Source organism: Caulobacter segnis, from assembly GCF_023935105.1.
GTDB lineage: Bacteria > Pseudomonadota > Alphaproteobacteria > Caulobacterales > Caulobacteraceae > Caulobacter > Caulobacter segnis_B.
Genome location: NZ_CP096040.1, coordinates 2,113,307 through 2,131,367, shown reverse-complemented (window position 1 = coordinate 2,131,367; position 18,061 = coordinate 2,113,307). Strand labels below are relative to the sequence as shown.

Below are 18,061 nucleotides of genomic sequence, written 5' to 3'. Positions count from 1 at the left end.
GGCGCATGTTGCTTATTGATGAGGGGGTTCTCGCCATGACCGTGGCTCAGCCGGTCGCGCGCCTGGAATCTGTCGATTTCCCGCCCCCGCCCCTCGACCTGCCGCGTCGCGCGGCGCTGTTTCTCGACCTGGACGGCACCCTGGCCCCGATCATGCCGCGCCCGGACGACGTGGGTCCCGATCCACGCCGGGCCCGTCTGCTGGCCCGCCTGCGCGAGACCTTCGAGAACCGCGTCGCCGTGGTCAGCGGCCGCGACCTGCCCAATCTCGACTACATCCTGGACGGCGGCGTGCGCGCGATCGGCGCGGTGCATGGCCTGGTGCGCCGGACGGCCGACGGCGCGGTGATCGCGCGCGAGCCTCACCCGGGCCTGATCGACGCCCGCCGCATCCTGGTCGAGCTGGCCCATTGCGAGCGCGGCCTGCTGTTCGAGGACAAGGGCCTGTCCGTCGCCCTGCATTATCGCAACGCGCCGGCCTGCGCCGAGGCGGTGATCGAGGCGGCTGAGCGCCTGTCCCAGGCCACCGGGCTGGTGCTGCAGCTGGGCGACATGGTGGCCGAGCTGCGCACGCCGGGCGCCGACAAGGGCGCGGCGGTGACGGCGTTCCTGCGCGAGGCCCCGTTCGTGGGCGCGACGCCGGTATTCATCGGCGATGACCTGACCGACGAGGACGGCTTCGTCGCCGCCCGCCGCCTGGGTGGGTTCGGCGTGCTGGTCGGCGAGCTCCGCCCGACGCAGGCCCGCTATCACCTGGCCGACACCGACGCGGTCGCCCGCTGGCTGGAAGACCTCTGCGCGCCCTCGATCACCCCCATGGCCAAGGTGCGCGCATGAGCCGGTTGATCGTCGTCTCCAACCGCGTCAATCCGCCGAACCCGGCGGCCGACGGCGAAGGCAGCGTCGGCGGCCTGGCCATGGCCCTGGCCGCGGCGCTGCGCGAGTATTCGGGCATCTGGTTCGGCTGGAGCGGCAAGACCACCGCCGAGTTCACCGGCCAGCTGAACATGCAGCGGATCGAGGGCGTGACGGTCGCCACCGTCGATCTCGAGGAGACCGACTATCAGGAGTACTACAACGGCTACGCCAACAAGACGCTGTGGCCGCTGTTCCACTATCGCGTTGACCTGACCGCCTACGACCGCTCGTTCGGCGAGGGCTATGACCGGGTCAACAAGCGCTTCGCCGAGACCCTGCTGCCCCTGATCGAGCCGGACGACATCATCTGGGTGCACGACTACCACCTGATCCCGCTGGCGCGCGAGCTGCGGCGGATGGGCGTGACCAACCGGATCGGGTTTTTCCTGCACATCCCGTGGCCGGCCCACCAACTGGTGGTCACCCTGCCCCGTCACCGGCAGCTGGTGGAGGCGCTGTTCCACTACGATCTGCTGGGCTTCCAGACCGAGGAATCGCTGCACGCCTTCGAGGGCTACGTCTTCAACGAGGTGCATGGCTCCAAGAACGAGCTGGGCGAGCTGCAGGCGTTCGGCCACAAGCTGCACGCCTCGGCCTTCCCGATCGGCATCGACGTCGAGGACTTCACGAAGATCGTCACGGGCGACACCGCGCGGAAGGTCTACGACCGGATGATGGCCCACAGCGTGTTCCGCAAGATGGTCGTGGGCGTAGACCGCCTGGACTATTCCAAGGGCCTGGAGGAGCGGCTGATCGGCTTCGAGCGCTTCCTGCACGACCACCCGAACCTGCGCCGCGAGGTCATGCTGCTGCAGATCGCCCCGATCTCGCGCGACGAGGTCGAGGCCTATCAGGACCTGCGCGGACGGCTGGACGGCCTGATCGGCCGCATCAACGGCGCCTATGCCGAGATGGACTTCACGCCGATCCGCTACGTCAACCGCTCGTACCGGCGCGACGAGTTGGCCGGGGTCTACCGGGCCAGCAAGGCCGCGCTGGTCACGCCGCTGCGCGACGGCATGAACCTGGTGGCCAAGGAGTACGTCGCGGCCCAGGAGCCCGAGGATCCGGGCGTGCTGATCCTGTCGCGCTTCGCTGGCGCCGCGCGCCAGATGAAGGACGCCCTGATCATCAATCCCAACAGCCCCGAGGAGATCTCGGACGCGTTGGAGCGGGCGCTGTCGATGGACGTCAAGGAACGCAAGCGCCGCTGGGAGGCGCTGTTCAACAACGTCACCCGCGAGGACGTCACCGCCTGGCGCGACGACTTCGTGGCGGCCCTGCGCGCGCGGCCGGGTCCGGGCCAGGACGGCGAGACCCTGGAAAAGCCGGCGGTCATCCAGAGCCTGGACGTGGCCGCCAAGGCCCTGCGGACCAAGACCCCCGAGGCCAAGGCGATGCGCGCTTAGGGCCTTTCCTAGAAGGGCAAAGCCGTGTCATCCCGGAAGCGCGCGGCGCTATCTGGGGCCCAGGGGCCGGCGCAGTGCGGCCGGGATGACACCGATTTATTGGCTTTGAGGAATAACCCTCAGCTACTCGCCCATCTCGTCGATCAGCTTCTTCAGCCGCGCCACCTCGTCGGCCTTCAGCGGGCGATGCTGGGCGAAGTGGCTGATCAGCGGAGCCAGTTGGCCGTCGAACAGGCGGTCCAGCAGGCCCTGGCTCTCGGCCTGGACATAGGCGCTGCGGTCGATCAGCGGACGATAGCCGTGCTTGCCCTCGGCCCGCTCGGACTTGATCGCCTTCTTCTTCAAGAGGCGATTGATCAGCGTCTTGACCGTGGCCTCGCCCCATTGCTGGGACGCGCCCACCTCGGCGACCAGATCGTCGGCCGACAGCGGCTGACGGCGCCAGAGCGCTTCCATGACGTGGGCTTCGGCGGCGGTGATGTGCATGACGCTTACGTCCGTAATTCAACGGGGACGCTATACCCGCTATTACAGGTGTCAAGCCATACGGACCGCTCGCCGCGTCGCGCGCAGACTTCACGGGCTCATTGTCAATGACACCGGTTTCCACTAGAGACGTGGCAACCCCCGCCAAGCGGGACCCGTGCCGAATTTCGAGGGAGGATCCACGGCGTGACCGTTTCTGAGGCCGACAGCGTGGTTTTCACCCCCGCGGCCATCGCCCCCCAGTTCGTCAAGGCCCGCCAAGAGGGTGTTTCGGTCCCCGGCTATCCGGGCGGCGTGATTCCCTCGAGCATGGCCGAAGGCTATTCGGTGCAGGATATCGCCATCGACCTGTGGCCAGACGAACTGGTCGGCTGGAAGGTCGGCCTGGTGCCGCCGCAGCACCGTGAGCGCCTGAGCGCCGATCGCCTGGCCGGCTGCATCTTCAAGACCAAGGTCCAGGACGCCAAAGTCGGCGCGCCGAACGAATTCCGCGCCATCGCGGGCGGCTTCTGCGCCGTCGAGGCCGAGTTCATCATCCGCCTGGGCAAGGACGCCCCGGCCGACAAGACCCAATGGACCGCCGAGGAAGCCGCCGAATACGTCGGCGACCTCCTGGTCGGCGTCGAGATCGCCGGCAGCCCGCTGGCCACCATCAACGCCCTGGGCCCCACCGTCGTGGCGTCGGACTTCGGCAACAACGATGGTCAGATCATTGGTCAGGCCATTTCCAACTGGCGCGATGTCGCCTGGGAGGATATGCCCGTCGAGACCTTCATCAACGGCAAGTCGGTCGGTAAGGCCACCGCCGCCACGATTCCGGGCTCTCCGCTGGCCGCCCTGGCCTTCCTGCTCGGAACCGTCGCCGCGCGCGGCAAGCCGCTGAAGAAGGGTCAGATCGTCACCACCGGCGCGACCACGGGTATTCACGACGTGGTCGCCGGAGACGTGGCCCACGTCGATTTCGGCCCGTTCGGAACCGTGGACTGCGTCGCCGTCCCGGCGAAATAAGAAAAGACCCGCTAATAGGGGGAAGGAAGGCGTCCATGGATTTTTCGAAAGCGCCCGCCCCGTCCGAAAAAGTAGGACGGTATCGTTGGGTGGTCGTCACGCTGCTGTTCGCGGCGATGGTCATCAACTACGTCGATCGCCAGACGATCGGCCTCCTGAAGGCGGACCTGTCGAAGGAATTCGGCTGGAACGAGACTCACTACGCCGACCTCGTGTTCTACTTCCAGCTGGCCTACGCCGTGGCGTACCTGGCCTGGGGCAAGATCATGGACAAGATCGGGGCCCGCTGGGGCTTCGGCATCGCGTTCGCGATCTGGCAGATCGCCCACATCGCCCACGCCGCCGCGCGCGGCTTCGGCGGCTTCGTCTTCGCCCGCATGGGCCTGGGCATCGGTGAGGCCGGCGGCTTCCCCGGCGGCATCAAGGCCGTGGCCGAGTGGTTCCCCAAGAAGGAACGCGCCTTCGCCACCGGCCTGTTCAACGCCGGCACCAACATCGGCGCCATCGTCACCCCGCTGGTCGTGCCGGGCATCGTGCTGGCCTTCGGCTGGCAGATGGCCTTCATCGTCACCGGCGTCGCCGGCCTGGTCTGGCTGCCGATCTGGCTGCTGGTCTATCGCCGCCCGCGTGAAGCCAAGAACCTGTCGGCGGCCGAACTGGCCTATATCGAACAGGATCCGGCCGACCCCGTCGAGAAGATCGGCTGGGCCAAGCTGCTGACCAAGCGCGAGACCTGGGCCTTCGCCCTGGGCAAGTTCCTGATCGACCCGATCTGGTGGATGTTCCTGTTCTGGCTGCCGGACTTCCTGGGCAAGCGCTACGGCCTGGACCTGAAGTCGTTCGGCCCGCCGCTGATCGCCATCTACCTGCTGTCAGACGTCGGTTCGGTCGCCGGCGGCTGGATGTCCTCGACCCTGATGAAGAACGGCGCGACCATCAACAAGGCCCGCAAGCTGACCATGCTGGTCTGCGCCCTGCTGGCCGTGCCGGTGATGTTCGCCGCCAAGGCAGACAGCGTCTGGCTGGCCGTGCTGATCATCGGTATCGCCACCGCCGCCCACCAGGGCTTCTCGGCCAACCTCTACACCCTGCCGTCGGACGTCTTCCCGCGCGGCGCGGTCGGGTCGGTCGTCGGCATCGGCGGCATGCTGGGCGCCTTCGGCGGCATGGCCTTCTCGAAGTACATCGGCCAGGTGCTGGAGCAGATCGGCACCTACACCCCGATCTTCATCGTCGCCGGCAGCGCCTATCTGATCGCCCTGCTGGTCATCCACCTGCTCACGCCCAAGATGGAGCCGGTGACGATCTAGGACGATCGATCTTCCAGACGACGAAGGCCGGGGCGAAATCCCCGGCCTTTTTCGTATAGAACGGGGTCATGACCACGGCTCCTGATCTGAACGTCGCTCTTGTCGGCTATGGCTATGTCGGCAAGACCTTCCACGCCCCGCTGATCGCCGCGACGCCGGGTCTGGCGCTGCATACGGTCGTCTCCAGCGATCCGGCCAAGGTGGCGGCCGACTGGCCCCAGGTCCGCGTCGTCGCCGCGTTCGAGACCTTGCTGGCCGATCCCGCCATCGACCTGGTCGTCATCGCCACGCCCAACGCCCTGCACGCGCCCCAGGCCATCGCCGCCTTGCGGGCGGGCAAGCCCGTCGTGGTCGACAAGCCCTTCGCCCTCGACCTCGCGCAGGCGCGCGAAATGGCCGAAACGGCCAAGACCGCCGGCAAGCTGTTGGCCGTGTTCCACAACCGCCGCTGGGACAGCGACTTCCAGACGCTCCAGCGCCTGATCGCCGACGGGACCCTGGGCCAGGTCGTGCAGTACGAGAGTCATTTCGACCGCTTCCGCCCGCAGGTCCGCGACCGCTGGCGCGAGCGGGCCGGACCGGGCGCCGGCGCCTGGATGGACCTGGGCCCTCACCTGCTGGACCAGGCCCTGGTGCTGTTCGGCGAGCCCCTGGCCATCGCCGCCGACATCGGGATTCAGCGCGAGGGCGCGCAAGCCGACGACTATTTCCACGTCCTGCTGCGCTACCCGACCTTGCGGGTGATCCTGCACGGCAGCCTGCTGACCGCCGCCAGCGACCTGCGCCTGGCGGTGCACGGGACCAAGGCCAGCTACGTCAAGCACGGCCTCGACCCGCAGGAGGCCCAGCTGAAGGCGGGCATGACCCCCGGCGCGCCCGGCTGGGGCCGCGACAGCCGCCATGGCGTGCTGACCACGGTCGAGAACGACGTCCAGGTCCATACCGACGTCCGCCCCGAGATCACCGGCTATCGGACCTTCTACGCCGGCGTCCGCGACGCCATCCGCGACGGCGCCCCTCCCCGGTGCCCGTCGAGCAGGCGCTGCGGGTGATGGCGCTGCTGGAACTGGCCCGGCGGGCCAGCGACGAGCGGCGCGAGCTGCCGATTTAGCGACCTAAATCCGGGTAGCCGCCGTCACGGAAACCGGCTTAAGGTCGTGGCCATGCGTCCCTCCCTGCTCGCCGCTTCCGCCGCCCTCGCCGCCGCCCTGGTCGCCTGTGGTCCCGCCCCAGCCCAGCCTGGCGCCCAACCCGGCCAGGCCGGCGCGCCCGTCGAGAGCCGCCCGCCCAACGCGCCCGAGCAGAAGCCCGCCTTCGCCAACCAGACCCGCGCCCCGGGCCTGAACTCCCACACCGTCGGCCAGTACACGACCCTGGCCAGCGGCCTCGACCATCCTTGGGGCCTGGCCTTCCTGCCCTCGGGTGAGATCCTGGTCACCGAGCGCGCCGGCCGCCTGCGGGTGCTGGGCAAGGACGGCAAGCTGTCGCCAGCCGTCGCCGGCCTGCCCGCCGTGTTCGCCGAGGGCCAGGGCGGCCTGCTGGGCGTGGCCATCGATCCGAACTACGCCAGCAACGGCCTCGTCTACTGGACCTTCTCCGAGGCCGAAGGCGGGGTGAACGGCACGGCCGCCGCGCGCGGCAAGCTGGTCCTGGGTCCGAACCCGAAGCTGGAGAACGTCCAGGTCATCTGGCGCCAGGCGCCCAAGATGGACAGCGCCCTGCACTTCGGCGGCCGCCTGGTCTTCGCGCCGGACGGCAAGCTATTCATCACCACCGGCGAGCGCTCGATCCCGGAAGGCCGCGTCCAGGCCCAGAAGCTGGACGCCACCCTCGGCAAGGTCGTGCGGACCAACGCCGATGGCTCGATCCCGTCCGACAATCCCTTCGTCAGCACGCCCGGCGCCAAGCCCGAGATCTGGTCCTACGGCCACCGCAACCTGCAGGCCGCCGCCCTGGATCCCAACGGCAAGCTGTGGACCGTCGAGCACGGCGCCAAGGGCGGCGACGAGCTGAACCATCCCGAGGCGGGCAAGAACTACGGCTGGGCCACCATCACCTATGGCGAGGAATATTCCGGCAAGCCGATCGGCGACGGCATCACCCAGAAGGACGGCCTGGAGCAGCCGGTCTACTATTGGGATCCGGTGATCGCGCCCTCGGGCATGGCCTTCTACGAAAGTGACCTTTTCCCGGGCCTCAAGCATAGCCTGCTGATCGGCTCGCTGAAGGAGCAGCACGTCGACCGCCTGGTGCTCAAGGACGGCAAGGTGGTCGGCGAGGAGCGCCTGTTCACCGACATCGGCGGCCGCGTCCGCGACGTCGTGGCCGGCCCGGACGGCGCTATCTACGTCGTCACCGACGAGGACGACGGCAAGCTGATCAAGATCACGCCGAAGAAGTAGAGCCACCGCCTCGCCGAACCCTGCTATCTAACCCCCATGCAACGCAGGCGAAGCATCCTGATCGTGGGCGGCGGCACGGCCGGATGGCTGACGGCCGCCTATCTGGCCAAGGCCCTGCGCGTGGCCGAGCAGGCGCATCTGGAGATCACCCTGCTGGAGTCGCCCGAGATCGGGATTATCGGCGTCGGCGAGGCCACCTTCCCCACCATCCGCAACACCCTGCGCTTCCTGGGGATCGACGAGGCGGCGTTCATCCGCCAGACCTCGGCGACCTTCAAGCAGGGCATCCGGTTCGTCGACTGGGCGCGCGCGCCCGATGACGGTCGCCGCCACAGCTTCTTTCACCCGTTCGAGGCGCCGTTCTCGACCGAGGGGACCAGCCTGGCCCCCTACTGGCTGCTGCAGGACGAGGCCGGCCGCGCGCCGTTCGCTGAGGCCGTCACCATCCAGGCCCGTGTCGCCGACGCCCAGCGCGCGCCAAAGCGCCCGCACGAGAGCGATTTCGCCGGCCCGCTGAACTACGCCTACCACTTCGACGCCGCCAAGCTGGCCGGGGTGCTGGCCGAACGGGCGCGCGAGCTGGGCGTGAAGCATCTGCGCGGCAATCTCTCGGAAGCCGTGCTGGACGAGACCGGCGCCATCGCCCACGTCGTCTCTCCCGAACACGGCGACCTCTCGGCCGACCTCTATGTCGATTGCACCGGCTTCCGCGCCGAGCTGATCGGCAAGGCCCTGGGCTCACCGTTCAAGTCGGCGCGCGGCGTGCTGTTCGCCGACCGCGCCGTGGCCTGCCGCGCGCCCTACGAGCGGCCGGACGCGCCGATCCAGAGCTACACGGTCGCCACCGCCCACGAGGCCGGCTGGACCTGGGACATCGCCCTGGCCCACGGCCGCGGCGTCGGCTGCGTCTATTCCAGCGACCACATCGACGACGACCGCGCCGAGGCGATCCTGCGCGACTATGTCGGCGGCGCCGAGATCGAGACGCGCAAGATCACCTTCGACGCCGGCTATCGCGAAAAGCAGTGGATCAAGAACTGCGTGGCCGTGGGCCTGTCAGCTGGTTTCCTGGAGCCGCTGGAGTCGACGGGCGTCGTACTGATCGAGGCGGCGGTGGCGATGATCGCCGAGCTGTTCCCGCACTCGGGCCCGGTCAGCGCCCCCGCGCGCCGTTTCAACGAGCTGATGACGGCCCGCTACGATAACATCATCGTCTTTCTGAAGCTGCACTACGCGCTCAGCCGGCGCCCCGAGCGGTTCTGGCGCGAGAACACCGATCCGGCCTCGATCCCGGAACGGCTGGTCGACCTCCTGGAGCAATGGCGCCATCGCCCGCCCGCGCGGTTCGACTTCATCCTCGATCTCGAGACCTTCGCCTTCTTCAACTACCAGTACATTCTGTACGGCATGGGCTTTCGCACCGACCTGACGGACGGCGCCGGCGAGTTTCCCGACGTGGCCGAGGCGGCCAGGCTGTTCGCCAAGATCCGCGGCTTCGCCGACCGGGCGACCCAGGACCTGCCCAGCCATCGCGACCTGATCGCCCAGATCAACCAGTTCGGCTTCGACACGGCGTTGGAGGGCGCGTAAGGCCCTCGCGCGATCGCCGCCTAGGACGGCGTGCGATACAGCTTGTGCATGTCGTCGCGCCGCATCCCGCCGATCGCCGCGGCGACGCTGGCCGAGAAGGCGCTGGCCAGGGCGCCGATGCCCAGGAACAGCGAGAGCTGCGCGCCAATATGAGCGGCCCGGACCATGTCCGCCGGAGCCGGCGTGGCGGCGGGCCCGGTCGGGGCCGCCAGGGCGCCCAGAAGCAGAAGGCCCACGACGCTCGCGGCCCAGGCCAGAAGACCATGGGCGGTGTCGCGGAAATGGACCTCGTGGTCGTGAACGTGCAGCCACTTGGTCCGCAGGCGGCCGGCCAGATAGCCGCCCAGCATGCTGGCCAGGATCTGGCAGGCCACGAAGGCCGCGCCCAGGATCGGCGTGAAGTCCTCGGCCGAAACGCCACCCGGCCAGCGGGGGGTCATCTTCAGGCCGAACCCGGCGCAGAGCGACAGCAGGACGAAGAGCACGGCGACGGTCGCCGCCGCGCCGGCCAGGATCGCCTCCCAGCTGACCGCCGACCGCGTCTCGTCCGGCGCGACGTCGGGGCTCATGAAATCGGATCCGTTGGACATGACTGGATCCGCCTTAGAAGTGATGCGTGCAGAAGGCGAGAAGCAGGACGAGGGGAAGCGGCACCCCGAGAAGCATCAGAAGGATCGATCGCATCGCTTGAGCATCCCTGATTGGCGAAGAGCCCGACCGCCGAGCGCGGCCATGCTTGATTGCGGAAGAACGGCGGGCCGATGCGGCGGTCCCGAAGTCTGGCTTTTGCTATCGCCGCGTCGACCAGTGGCTGGGCGTAAGGCGAAAAGGCCGGCTTCGTGAAAGAGAAAGGGCCGCTCTATGGCGGCCCCTTCCTGGATCAACGCTCGGCGCCGCCGTCGCCCGTGCGGTCCGGGCGGATGTCGCCGTTGCCACCGGTGACGCCACCGTCGTTCAGACCCTCCTGGTCCGTGCCTTCGACGCCTTCGCCTTGGCGACGGTCGGCTTGCTGGTTCTGCTGACCCGGCTGGGCCTGCTGCGGGTTGGAGGGCTGCTGTTGCGGCTGGCGGGTTTCGCCTTGCTGGTTCTGCTGACCGGCTTGCTGACGCTGGGCGTCGTTCGGTTGCTGCTGCAGGCCCTGGTTGTCGCGGTTCTCGTTCATGGTCGTCTGCGTCCCTGTGATTGGCCTCGCCGAAGCGGCGGAGCGAGGTGCAAACGGGGGCCGACGGCTTTACGTTCCTGTGTCGGAAAGGCGACTCCGATCCGGAGCTAAGCCACTGACTTCACTATGGGATCTTGGTTTTTCCGGACCGCGCCGAAACGGACGCTCTCGCAAAGAAAAGGACCCGCCGAAGCGGGCCCAGGGAAGCGACTCTTGAAGAGGATCCTAGGCTCGGGCGCCGTCCGGGACCGCGCCCAGTTCGCCGCTCTCGCGGGCCTTCTTGCCGTAGACCACCTCGAACAGCGGGCTGGCCATCACCGTGGTGACGATCGCCATCAGCACCAGCATCGAGAACAGGGTCGGGCCGATGATGCCCTTCTGCAGGCCGATATTGATGATGATCAGCTCCATCAGGCCGCGCGAGTTCATCAGCGCGCCGATGCCCATGGCGGTGTGGTGGTTCTCGCCGGTGAAGCGGGCGGCGACGTAGCAGGCGCCCCACTTGGCCAGGACCGAGGCCGCCAGCACGCCCAGGGCGATCAGCAGCAGCTGGGGCGAATTGACCATGTCCATGCGGGTGTGGAGGCCCGAATAGGTGAAGAACATCGGCAGCAGCAGGACCACCGCGATCGGCTCGACCTTCTTCTTCAGTTCCTCGACCAGCAGGCCACGCGGCATGACCACGCCCAGGATGAAGCCGCCGAAGATGGCGTGGATGCCCACGGCGTCCATCAGGAAGGCCGAGACGCAGAAGGCCAGGATCACCAGGGCCAGGGTCGAGGTGGTCATCTCGCCGTCGCGCTCGACCATGCGGCCCAGCGGGGCCAGGATCTTCGGGCCCATCGTGGTGACGAACAGCACCCACAGCAGGCCGCCGCCGATGGCCAGGCCCGCAACGCCGGGGCCACCGCCGAACGTCGCCAGCACCAGGGCCAGCACGCACCACGACACCGCGTCATCGAAGGCGCCGGCGGTCAGGGACAGCGTGCCCAGCGAGGTCTTGGCCAGGCCGCGCTCGTTGATGATCCGGGCCAGCATCGGGAAGGCGGTCAGGGCGATGCAGGCGCCCATGAACAGGGTCGCGTTGGCCTGGGTGATACTCGGGGCGAACAGGCCCGGAACCTTCAGCAGGAACGGGGTGATGATGGCGGCGATGACGAACGGCGCGGCGATGCCGGCGAACGACACGCTCATGGCGCTCTTGGCCTTGGCCTTGAAGTGGCCCGCCTGGAAGCTGGTGCCGACCATGAACATGTAGAGGCCCACGCCCAACTGGGCGCCGACATACAGCATGTTCTTGGTCTCCTTGGGGAAGATCGCGGCCTGCAGGTCGGGCCACAGCAGGCCCAGCAGCGACGGGCCCAGCACCACGCCGGCGATCATCTCGCCGACCACCTGGGGCTGCTTCAGCAGCTTCTGGCCCAGCCAGCCGACCACGCGGCAAGCCAGCACGATCACGGCCAGCTGCAGGAAGAAGTGCACGGAAAAGTCGGTCGGCGAGAAGCTTTTCGCGGCAGCCTGCGTGGCCGGCCCGTGCTTGTTCAGCAGGTCGCTCGCTACGGCCATCGTCTGCGCGAGTAGGTCTGACACTGTCTTGAGCCCCCTAATGATGTCGTCTTGGCTTTGCGCCTTGCCCCCATGCCGCGCAGGAAAACGATGCGAGCGCAATGCGTCGAACGCGTTTTTGACAACCTTGTCAGTCGATTGTTTTCGTTGGCCAATTATCTGTTGCCGGAACGACACTATGTAGTAACGTACCTACAAGACAGCCCTGTCAGCGTAGGCTGCAGGAGCTCGCTTTCGGGCGGCCGGAGAAGACGCGGATGAAGATCGTCACCAGTCGCGAGTTCAACCAGGATGTCAGCCAGGCCAAACGCGCGGCCAGAATCGAGCCGGTGTTCGTCACCGACCGCGGCCGCCCGACCCACGTGCTGATGAGCGTGGAGACCTATCGCCGGCTGATCGGCCAGACCGAAACAATCGTCGACCTGCTGGCCATGCCCGGCCTGCCCGCCGTGGACCTGGACGCCTCCCGCCAGGCCGACACATGGGACCGCCGGAGCCAGCCCTGATGCACCTTCTGGACACCGACATCGTCTTCGAGCTGCGCAACGCCAAGGCCGGTGGCGCGGACGCGGGGCTGGCGGCCTGGGCCGCCAAGGCCACGCGCTCGAGCCTGTTCGTCTCGGCCCTGACCCTGCTGGAGCTGGAGACCGCCGTCGCCCGCGCCGATCGCAAGGACAGAGCCCCCAAGGACCGCAATGGCGGCCTGGCCCTGCGCGACTGGCTGGACAACCGCGTCATCCCCGCCTTCGAAGGGCGGATCCTGGCGATCGACGCCGCCGTCGTGCGCCGCCGAGCCCACGTGCCCCTGGCCGACAGCCGCGACGCCCTGCTGGCCGCCACTGCCTTGGAGCACGGCCTGACCTTGGCCACCCGCGACACGGCCGCCTTCGCCAAGGTCCCGCGCCTGAAGGTGTTCAACCCGATCGGCTACAAGCCCGAAGCCCTGGACGACGAGGAAGACTGGGGCCAGGCCGCCAGGGCCGGCAGCCAGTGGCTGCGCAACATCTTCGTGCGGGGCTAGAACGCCGCGACCTACGGCACGCCCGCCGTGTCCGACGTCGCGACGTGCAAGGTGGTGAACGGCGCCAGCGGCGCGGCGACGGGCACGGGCGCTTGCGCTTGCGCGGCGGTCGCCGCCACCAGGACCGGCGGGGCCGGCTCGGCGGCCACGAACACCGGCTTGGGCACGGGCTTTGCGGCCACGAACACCGTGCGGTTCCCCTTGCAGGTGCCGGCGTTGTAGAGGCCCTTCAGATAGCCGCGCCGCACGAAGCCGGCCTTGATCGCGTCGCGCACCTGCTGGTCGTGGCGCTCGGCCCCGGTCAGGCGGCGGACCCAGCCGCGCATGGGGATGACATCGGTGATGGTGCTGGCCACCACGCCCAGGACCGGCTTGGAGAGGCTCTCGCCCTTGTTGTCGTCCTTGGGGTCGTCGTAGTCGTCGCCCAACACGGCGTCGAGATTGTCGATCTCGGCCTTCAGAGGCTCGCAGCCCGGCTTGGGGGGCGTATAGGGGTCCGCCACGGCCTGCTTCAGCAGGTCGGGGATCTGCGAGCGCACGACGTTGATGTCGCGCAGCGGCGCGACGACGGCCGAGCCCAGATTGTCGGTATTGGCCTCGGCCGAGGTCTGGGGAACCTTGGGCGCCTCCTTCGTGGGCGCGTCCTTCTGCTGCTTCCCCGCCAGCGCCGCGTCGGCCGTCCCCATTCCCACGCACAGCGCCAGCACGGCCACGGACAGCCTTTGAACTGGCGACGACATCTTCGTGACCTCGCACGATTGATCCATGACGGTTCAACCCGGGACTGGCCCGGGCCGTTCCGTCAGGCGCGCGATCGTGATGCCCGGTTCGGAGACGCCGCTAGATCGGGGGCAGCCCGTCCATGATCGCCGTCAGCGCCAGGACCGTCTGGGCCTCCATGGCGCTGTGGCCGGCGTCTGTGCGGACGTAGGTCGCCGGCGGCATGCCCGCGGCCTCCAGGGCCTGGACCAGCCGCGAGGCCTGCGTCAGCGGGCAGACCTGGTCGAAGCGGCCATGGACGATGTGGACTGGAACGCCCTTCAGCGCCCCGACCCCGTCGGTGATCTCGTTGGCCTTCAGGAACAGGTCGTTGGCGAAGAAGTGCGCCTCGATCTGGGCGAAGCACAGGGCGAACTCGGCCTCGCCGAACTTGCCCGCGTCCTCGTCGGCCGGGATCATGTTCGAGATCGTCCCCTCCCAGACCGACCAGGCCAGGGCCGCCTCCAGCTGGCGGGCGCGCTCGGCGTCGGAGGCCGGGACCATGTCGAAGATCGCCTTGTAGGCCCCCATCATGTCGCTGCGCCGGGCCGGGTCGATGACCTCGACGAAGGCCTTCCATTCATCGGGATAGGCGATGTAGGCGCCCGGCTCGGTCAAGGCGTAGGGCTGCTCGGCGAACGTCGCGGCGTTGCCCTGGTACATGTAGAGCAGGTCTTCCTTGGACCCCAGGAAGATGCCGCGCAGGATCAGCGAGGCCACCTTTTCGGGGTTCCGGATCGCATAGACCAGCGCCAGCGTGCTGCCCCAGCTGCCGCCGAACACATGCATCTTGCCGCCGATGCCCAGCGCGTCGCGCAGGGCGTTGATGTCGGAGACCAGGTGGTCGGTGGTGTTGTGGGCCAGGGCCTTTTCCGGACCGTCGGCGGCGACGGTCGGGCGGCTCTTGCCGCAGCCGCGCTGGTCGAACAGGATCACGCGGTAGCGGTCTGGATCGAAGAAGCGCGACATCACCGGCGCGCAGGCCCCGCCGGGACCGCCGTGCAGGAACATCACCGGCTCGCCGTCGGCGCGGCCGTATTCCTCCCAGTAGAGCTCGTGGTCGGGCGCCGTATCGACCCGCAGCCAGCCGGTGCGAAGGGGCGCCCCTTGCGGATAGGTCCACTCGTTGGTGACCTTGCTGGTCGTGCGAAGCCGCGAGAAGTCCATGATCGAATCCTGTCGGGTGAGGCCGCGCACTCTCGCGCCGCGTCGCCTTAGTCTCTAGAGGAAATACGGCCCCAATCCGAGTGAAGCCCCGAGCGAAACGCCATGACCATCGACATCGAAGACCGCCACGCCGCCGCCGCTTTCCGCCGCCTGGTCCAGCACCTGCGGATGCGCGCCGACGCCCAGAACGTCGACCTGATGGGCCTGGCCGGCTTCTGCCGCAACTGCCTGGCCGACTGGGTCGAGGAGGCCTCGGACGGCGCCCTGACCAAGGACCAGGCCCGCGAGGCGATCTACGGCATGCCGCAGGCCGAGTGGAAGGCCAAGCACCAGACCCCGGCCACGCCCGAGCAACTGGCCCGGATGGAGGCCAGCGTGGCGCTGAACAAGACGCTGCGCGGCGAGGCCTGATGCCGGACCTCTCGCGGCTGTCCGACGCTGAGCGCCAGGCCCTGTTGTTGCTGGCGGAAGGCCACACGGCCAAGAGCGCCGCCAACGCCTTGGGGACCACCGAGGGCGCGGTCAATGAGCGACTGCGCGAGGCCCGTCGCAAGACCGGCGTGGGCAGCAGCCGCGAGCTGGCGCGGCGGGTCGCCCAAGAAAATCGTGACGAGAAAATCGGGGTGGCCGGGGCGACCCGGATCCGAAACATGGCCGTCATGCCCCAGGCCGTCCGGCTGGGCTGGCCCGTCCTCCTTGGAGTTCTCGCGATGATCGTCCTGGCGTCCCTGATCGGCGGCTTTACCGCCCTAGCCCTGTCGGGCCAAGCCGCGCCACAAGGGCCGCCGCGCGTGGTCGAGACCTATCCCTCCGCCGGCGCGGTCGCGCCGTCCGGACCGCTGACCCTGAAGGTCACCTTCGACCGGCCAATGCGGGCCAGTTGGTCCTTCGTGAACCGCGACGCGGCCAGCACCCCGCCCTGTGACGGCAAGCCGGTCCAGTCGGCCGACCGCCGCAGCTTCTCGATGACCTGCCGGCTGGCGCCCGGCCGCGCCTACTGGATCGGCTTCAACAGCGCCAACCACAGGAACTTCGCTTCGACCGACGGGGTCCCGGCGATGCCGTCGGGGCTGAGCTTCTCGACGAAGTAGCGGGGATATACTCGTCGGAGGACGGGCATAAATCCCTCTCTCTTTGAGAGAGGGCGGGGCCCGCCGCGCAGCGGTGGAAGGGTGAGGGCTTAAGCGAAGCCGGTCTTCCAGGCCGCGCAAGCCGCTGAACGCTCTGAGATTTTATCGGTCGGGGCTTTTCCCCTCACCCTCCCACCGCTGCGCATGGGCCCCGCCCTCTCCCAAGGGAGAGGGAGATGGACGGCACGAGCATTCACCGCTCTTTGTCCCCCGCCCTAGAACCCGCCCTATCCTGCTCTCACCTCGAAGCACTGGGGAGGGCGCGCGGCCAGCGACCTTCGCGGCTTTGGGGGGCGGTCGAGCGGGGACAGGTTCGAGGGGGATACTCGAACGGTCCGGGGATCTGGTTGCTGGCCAGACCCGCCCGCCGTCGGCGTGGTTGGAGGTAAAAGGGTCTGTCCTGATCAGTATTGATCCGCCCTCTTCGACCTTCGGACTTCCGAGGAAACTCGGAGGCCCGGGTCCCGGTAAGGCCTGAACAGGGCCACCTGACGGGACGCTGACGGAAAACGACCGCGCGGAGCGTCGATCTGCGTCGAAACGGTATCAACACACACAGAACTCCGGGCGTGGCCCGGCGCTCCGCATCCCTCCCCACTTCCCACGGTCCGCCGTCGGGTCGCTTCGGCACGCCCTCCTCAATCCTCCCCCCAGCGGGGGAGGTGTCGACCCGAACGGGCGACGGAGGGGGAAGCGGCAAGTTCGGCGGACTTCCCCCTCCGGCGCTTCGCGCCACCTCCCCCGCTGGGGGAGGATTTGGAAGATGCCATGCCCCTGCCCCGAAATCCCCGCCCCAAGCACCGCCCTGGCCAATCACGCTCCAGCCGCCGTCGCAAGCACGCAAAGCGCTGGCTCGCGGACAAGATCATTGGGCGGTTCGTGCGCTACGCCGAACTGCTCGAACAGAAGCGCCAGCAGGACATCACCAACGGGACCTACCGCCCGCCACTCGAGAACCTCGGCCAAGAAAAAGCCCCCGGTCTTGCGACCGAGGGCTTTTCCTCATTCTTCCGGGAAAAGGAGGTTAGCGGATGACCCGCGCGCCCTTGCCCTTCATCACGGCCTCGACTTCCGCCTGGCGCACCATCGAGGTGTCGCCCGGGGTGGTCATGGCCAGGGCGCCGTGAGCCGCGCCGTACTCGACGGCGGCCTGGGGGCCCTTGCCTTCCATGAAGCCGAAGGCCAGGCCCGAGGCGAAGCCATCGCCGCCGCCGACGCGGTCATAGATCTCGAGGTTCTCACGCATCATCGAGGCGTAGAACTCGCCGCCGGCGTACAGGATCGCCGACCAGTCGTTGACCGAGGCGGTCTTGGCGTTGCGCAGCGTGGTCGCGGCGACCTTGAAGTTCGGGAACTCCTTCACGGCCGTCTGGATCATCTTCTTGAAGTTGGCCGGGTCGATCGCGCTGATGTGCTCGTCCAGGCCTTCGACTTCAAAGCCCAGGCAGGCGGTGAAGTCTTCTTCGTTGCCGATCATCACGTCGACGTACTGGGCGATGTGACGGTTGACCTTCTGGGCGCCTTCCTTGCCGCCCTGAGACTTCCACAGCGAGGCGCGGTAGTTCAGGTCGTAGGAGATCACGGTGCCGTACTTGCGGGCCACTTCGACGGCTTCGATCACGGCTTCGGCCGTGTTCGAGGCCAGGGCCGCGAAGATGCCGCCGGTGTGGAACCAGCGCACGCCTTCTTCGCCGAACAGCTTTTCCCAGTTCACTTCACCGGGGCGGATCTGCGAGGCGGCCGAGTGACCACGGTCCGAGCAGCCCAGAGCCGGACGAACGCCGAAGCCCTTCTCGGTGAAGTTCAGGCCGACGCGGGTGTTGCGGCCCAGGCCGTCGAAGTCGCGCCAGATGACGTGCGAGGTGTCGACGCCACCCTGCATCATCAGGTCCTCGACCAGCCAGCCCAGGTCGTTGACCGGCAGGGCCGTCACGGCCGTCGAGCGCTTGCCCCAGCACTTCTTGAAGGCGCGGGCGACGTTGTACTCGCCGCCGCCTTCCCAGACCTGGAACTGACGGGCGTTGCGGACCCGGCCGAAGCCCGGGTCGAAGCGCAGCATCACTTCACCGAAGGACGCGCAGTCCCACTTGGTTTCCGAAGCCGGGCGGATGTTGAGGATGTTGTCGGTCATTTG

The 18,061-nt window shown here is 68.1% G+C and carries 19 protein-coding genes; 12 read left to right on the top strand and 7 right to left on the bottom strand.

The window, feature by feature from the left end; translation table 11 throughout:
• Positions 1-35 precede the first annotated feature (35 nt).
• Together otsB and MZV50_RS10460 are read left to right on the top strand one after the other, a co-directional pair.
• A complete protein-coding gene (gene otsB, locus MZV50_RS10465; protein ID WP_252634489.1) occupies positions 36-836 on the top strand; it encodes a trehalose-phosphatase in 801 nt (266 codons plus the stop codon).
• Entirely contained in the window at positions 833-2,326 is a 1,494-nt protein-coding gene (locus MZV50_RS10460; RefSeq protein WP_252634488.1) for an alpha,alpha-trehalose-phosphate synthase (UDP-forming), read from the top strand. Before otsB ends, MZV50_RS10460 begins: the two co-directional genes overlap by 4 nt.
• A gap of 123 nt (positions 2,327-2,449) precedes the next feature.
• Here the strand turns inward: MZV50_RS10460 and MZV50_RS10455 are convergent, their stop codons facing one another.
• Positions 2,450-2,812, bottom strand: coding sequence for a BlaI/MecI/CopY family transcriptional regulator (locus MZV50_RS10455; protein ID WP_252634486.1), 363 nt, complete (start codon positions 2,810-2,812; stop codon positions 2,450-2,452).
• Positions 2,813-2,998: 186 nt separating this feature from the next.
• Here MZV50_RS10455 and MZV50_RS10450 point away from each other — a divergent pair, with 186 nt between their 5' ends.
• The 5 genes from MZV50_RS10450 (at position 2,999) to MZV50_RS10430 (ending at position 9,122) form a co-directional block, all read left to right on the top strand.
• Positions 2,999-3,820 carry a 2-keto-4-pentenoate hydratase gene (locus MZV50_RS10450; RefSeq protein ID WP_252634484.1) on the top strand — a complete coding sequence of 274 codons (822 nt, stop codon included), beginning with the start codon at positions 2,999-3,001 and terminating at the stop codon, positions 3,818-3,820.
• A gap of 35 nt (positions 3,821-3,855) precedes the next feature.
• Positions 3,856-5,130, top strand: a complete 1,275-nt coding sequence (locus MZV50_RS10445; RefSeq protein WP_252634482.1) for an MFS transporter — start codon at positions 3,856-3,858, stop codon at positions 5,128-5,130.
• Positions 5,131-5,198: 68 nt separating this feature from the next.
• Positions 5,199-6,182, top strand: coding sequence for an oxidoreductase (locus MZV50_RS10440; protein ID WP_354668931.1), 984 nt, complete (start codon positions 5,199-5,201; stop codon positions 6,180-6,182).
• Positions 6,183-6,293: 111 nt separating this feature from the next.
• The gene (locus tag MZV50_RS10435) at positions 6,294-7,532 is read left to right on the top strand and encodes a PQQ-dependent sugar dehydrogenase (protein WP_252634480.1); all 1,239 of its coding nucleotides are present in this window, start codon (positions 6,294-6,296) and stop codon (positions 7,530-7,532) included.
• Between the two features lie 36 nt (positions 7,533-7,568).
• Positions 7,569-9,122: a tryptophan halogenase family protein gene (locus MZV50_RS10430; protein ID WP_252634478.1), complete on the top strand. Its 1,554-nt coding sequence runs from the start codon at positions 7,569-7,571 to the stop codon at positions 9,120-9,122.
• 20 nt (positions 9,123-9,142) lie between these two features.
• On the opposite strand, the gene MZV50_RS10425 is transcribed toward MZV50_RS10430, so the two are convergent.
• From MZV50_RS10425 to MZV50_RS10415, 3 genes are all read right to left on the bottom strand, one after another.
• A complete protein-coding gene (locus MZV50_RS10425; protein ID WP_252634476.1) occupies positions 9,143-9,712 on the bottom strand; it encodes a hypothetical protein in 570 nt (189 codons plus the stop codon).
• Positions 9,713-10,002: 290 nt separating this feature from the next.
• Entirely contained in the window at positions 10,003-10,284 is a 282-nt protein-coding gene (locus tag MZV50_RS10420) for a hypothetical protein (protein WP_252634474.1), read from the bottom strand.
• 225 nt (positions 10,285-10,509) lie between these two features.
• Entirely contained in the window at positions 10,510-11,874 is a 1,365-nt protein-coding gene (locus tag MZV50_RS10415) for a cation:proton antiporter (protein ID WP_252634473.1), read from the bottom strand.
• Between the two features lie 233 nt (positions 11,875-12,107).
• Between MZV50_RS10415 and MZV50_RS10410 the strand changes: the two genes are divergently transcribed.
• Positions 12,108-12,356 (top strand): type II toxin-antitoxin system Phd/YefM family antitoxin, encoded by a 249-nt coding sequence (locus MZV50_RS10410; protein ID WP_252634471.1) that lies wholly within the window; start codon positions 12,108-12,110, stop codon positions 12,354-12,356.
• Positions 12,356-12,871 (top strand): PIN domain-containing protein, encoded by a 516-nt coding sequence (locus MZV50_RS10405; RefSeq protein WP_252634470.1) that lies wholly within the window; start codon positions 12,356-12,358, stop codon positions 12,869-12,871. The genes MZV50_RS10410 and MZV50_RS10405 overlap by 1 nt, the downstream gene beginning before the upstream one ends.
• 11 nt (positions 12,872-12,882) lie before the next feature.
• On the opposite strand, the gene MZV50_RS10400 is transcribed toward MZV50_RS10405, so the two are convergent.
• Both MZV50_RS10400 and pip read right to left on the bottom strand, forming a co-directional pair.
• Positions 12,883-13,611, bottom strand: a complete 729-nt coding sequence (locus MZV50_RS10400) for a hypothetical protein (protein WP_252634468.1) — start codon at positions 13,609-13,611, stop codon at positions 12,883-12,885.
• A 100-nt stretch (positions 13,612-13,711) separates the two neighbouring features.
• Positions 13,712-14,797, bottom strand: coding sequence for a prolyl aminopeptidase (gene pip / locus MZV50_RS10395; RefSeq protein ID WP_252634467.1), 1,086 nt, complete (start codon positions 14,795-14,797; stop codon positions 13,712-13,714).
• A 102-nt stretch (positions 14,798-14,899) separates the two neighbouring features.
• On the opposite strand from pip, the gene MZV50_RS10390 reads away from it, so the two are divergent.
• The 3 genes from MZV50_RS10390 to MZV50_RS10375 all read left to right on the top strand — a co-directional run bounded on the left by MZV50_RS10390 (position 14,900) and on the right by MZV50_RS10375 (position 16,962).
• Entirely contained in the window at positions 14,900-15,208 is a 309-nt protein-coding gene (locus MZV50_RS10390; RefSeq protein WP_252634465.1) for a DUF1244 domain-containing protein, read from the top strand.
• A complete protein-coding gene (locus MZV50_RS10385) occupies positions 15,208-15,888 on the top strand; it encodes a hypothetical protein (RefSeq protein WP_252634463.1) in 681 nt (226 codons plus the stop codon). Before MZV50_RS10390 ends, MZV50_RS10385 begins: the two co-directional genes overlap by 1 nt.
• 807 nt (positions 15,889-16,695) lie before the next feature.
• Complete coding sequence (locus MZV50_RS10375; RefSeq protein WP_252634462.1) at positions 16,696-16,962, top strand: hypothetical protein; 267 nt, start codon at positions 16,696-16,698, stop codon at positions 16,960-16,962.
• Here MZV50_RS10375 and MZV50_RS10370 read toward each other — a convergent pair.
• Positions 16,952-18,058 carry a sugar kinase gene (locus MZV50_RS10370; RefSeq protein WP_252634461.1) on the bottom strand — a complete coding sequence of 369 codons (1,107 nt, stop codon included), beginning with the start codon at positions 18,056-18,058 and terminating at the stop codon, positions 16,952-16,954. The two genes, MZV50_RS10375 and MZV50_RS10370, sit on opposite strands and share 11 nt — an antisense overlap.
• Positions 18,059-18,061: the final 3 nt, after the last annotated feature.

Bases quoted from the DNA above. Each gene is read 5' to 3' on its own strand.
- MZV50_RS10455 (WP_252634486.1), bottom strand. From the start codon at position 2,812: ATGCACATCACCGCCGCCGAAGCCCACGTCATGGAAGCGCTCTGGCGC.
- MZV50_RS10370 (WP_252634461.1), bottom strand. From the start codon at position 18,058: ATGACCGACAACATCCTCAACATCCGCCCGGCTTCGGAAACCAAGTGG.
- MZV50_RS10425 (WP_252634476.1), bottom strand. From the start codon at position 9,712: ATGTCCAACGGATCCGATTTCATGAGCCCCGACGTCGCGCCGGACGAG.
- MZV50_RS10400 (WP_252634468.1), bottom strand. From the start codon at position 13,611: ATGTCGTCGCCAGTTCAAAGGCTGTCCGTGGCCGTGCTGGCGCTGTGC.
- otsB (WP_252634489.1), top strand. From the start codon at position 36: ATGACCGTGGCTCAGCCGGTCGCGCGCCTGGAATCTGTCGATTTCCCG.
- MZV50_RS10435 (WP_252634480.1), top strand. From the start codon at position 6,294: ATGCGTCCCTCCCTGCTCGCCGCTTCCGCCGCCCTCGCCGCCGCCCTG.
- MZV50_RS10390 (WP_252634465.1), top strand. From the start codon at position 14,900: ATGACCATCGACATCGAAGACCGCCACGCCGCCGCCGCTTTCCGCCGC.
- MZV50_RS10385 (WP_252634463.1), top strand. From the start codon at position 15,208: ATGCCGGACCTCTCGCGGCTGTCCGACGCTGAGCGCCAGGCCCTGTTG.
- MZV50_RS10445 (WP_252634482.1), top strand. From the start codon at position 3,856: ATGGATTTTTCGAAAGCGCCCGCCCCGTCCGAAAAAGTAGGACGGTAT.
- MZV50_RS10420 (WP_252634474.1), bottom strand. From the start codon at position 10,284: ATGAACGAGAACCGCGACAACCAGGGCCTGCAGCAGCAACCGAACGAC.
- MZV50_RS10460 (WP_252634488.1), top strand. From the start codon at position 833: ATGAGCCGGTTGATCGTCGTCTCCAACCGCGTCAATCCGCCGAACCCG.
- MZV50_RS10375 (WP_252634462.1), top strand. From the start codon at position 16,696: ATGCCCCTGCCCCGAAATCCCCGCCCCAAGCACCGCCCTGGCCAATCA.
- pip (WP_252634467.1), bottom strand. From the start codon at position 14,797: ATGGACTTCTCGCGGCTTCGCACGACCAGCAAGGTCACCAACGAGTGG.
- MZV50_RS10405 (WP_252634470.1), top strand. From the start codon at position 12,356: ATGCACCTTCTGGACACCGACATCGTCTTCGAGCTGCGCAACGCCAAG.
- MZV50_RS10430 (WP_252634478.1), top strand. From the start codon at position 7,569: ATGCAACGCAGGCGAAGCATCCTGATCGTGGGCGGCGGCACGGCCGGA.
- MZV50_RS10410 (WP_252634471.1), top strand. From the start codon at position 12,108: ATGAAGATCGTCACCAGTCGCGAGTTCAACCAGGATGTCAGCCAGGCC.
- MZV50_RS10440 (WP_354668931.1), top strand. From the start codon at position 5,199: ATGACCACGGCTCCTGATCTGAACGTCGCTCTTGTCGGCTATGGCTAT.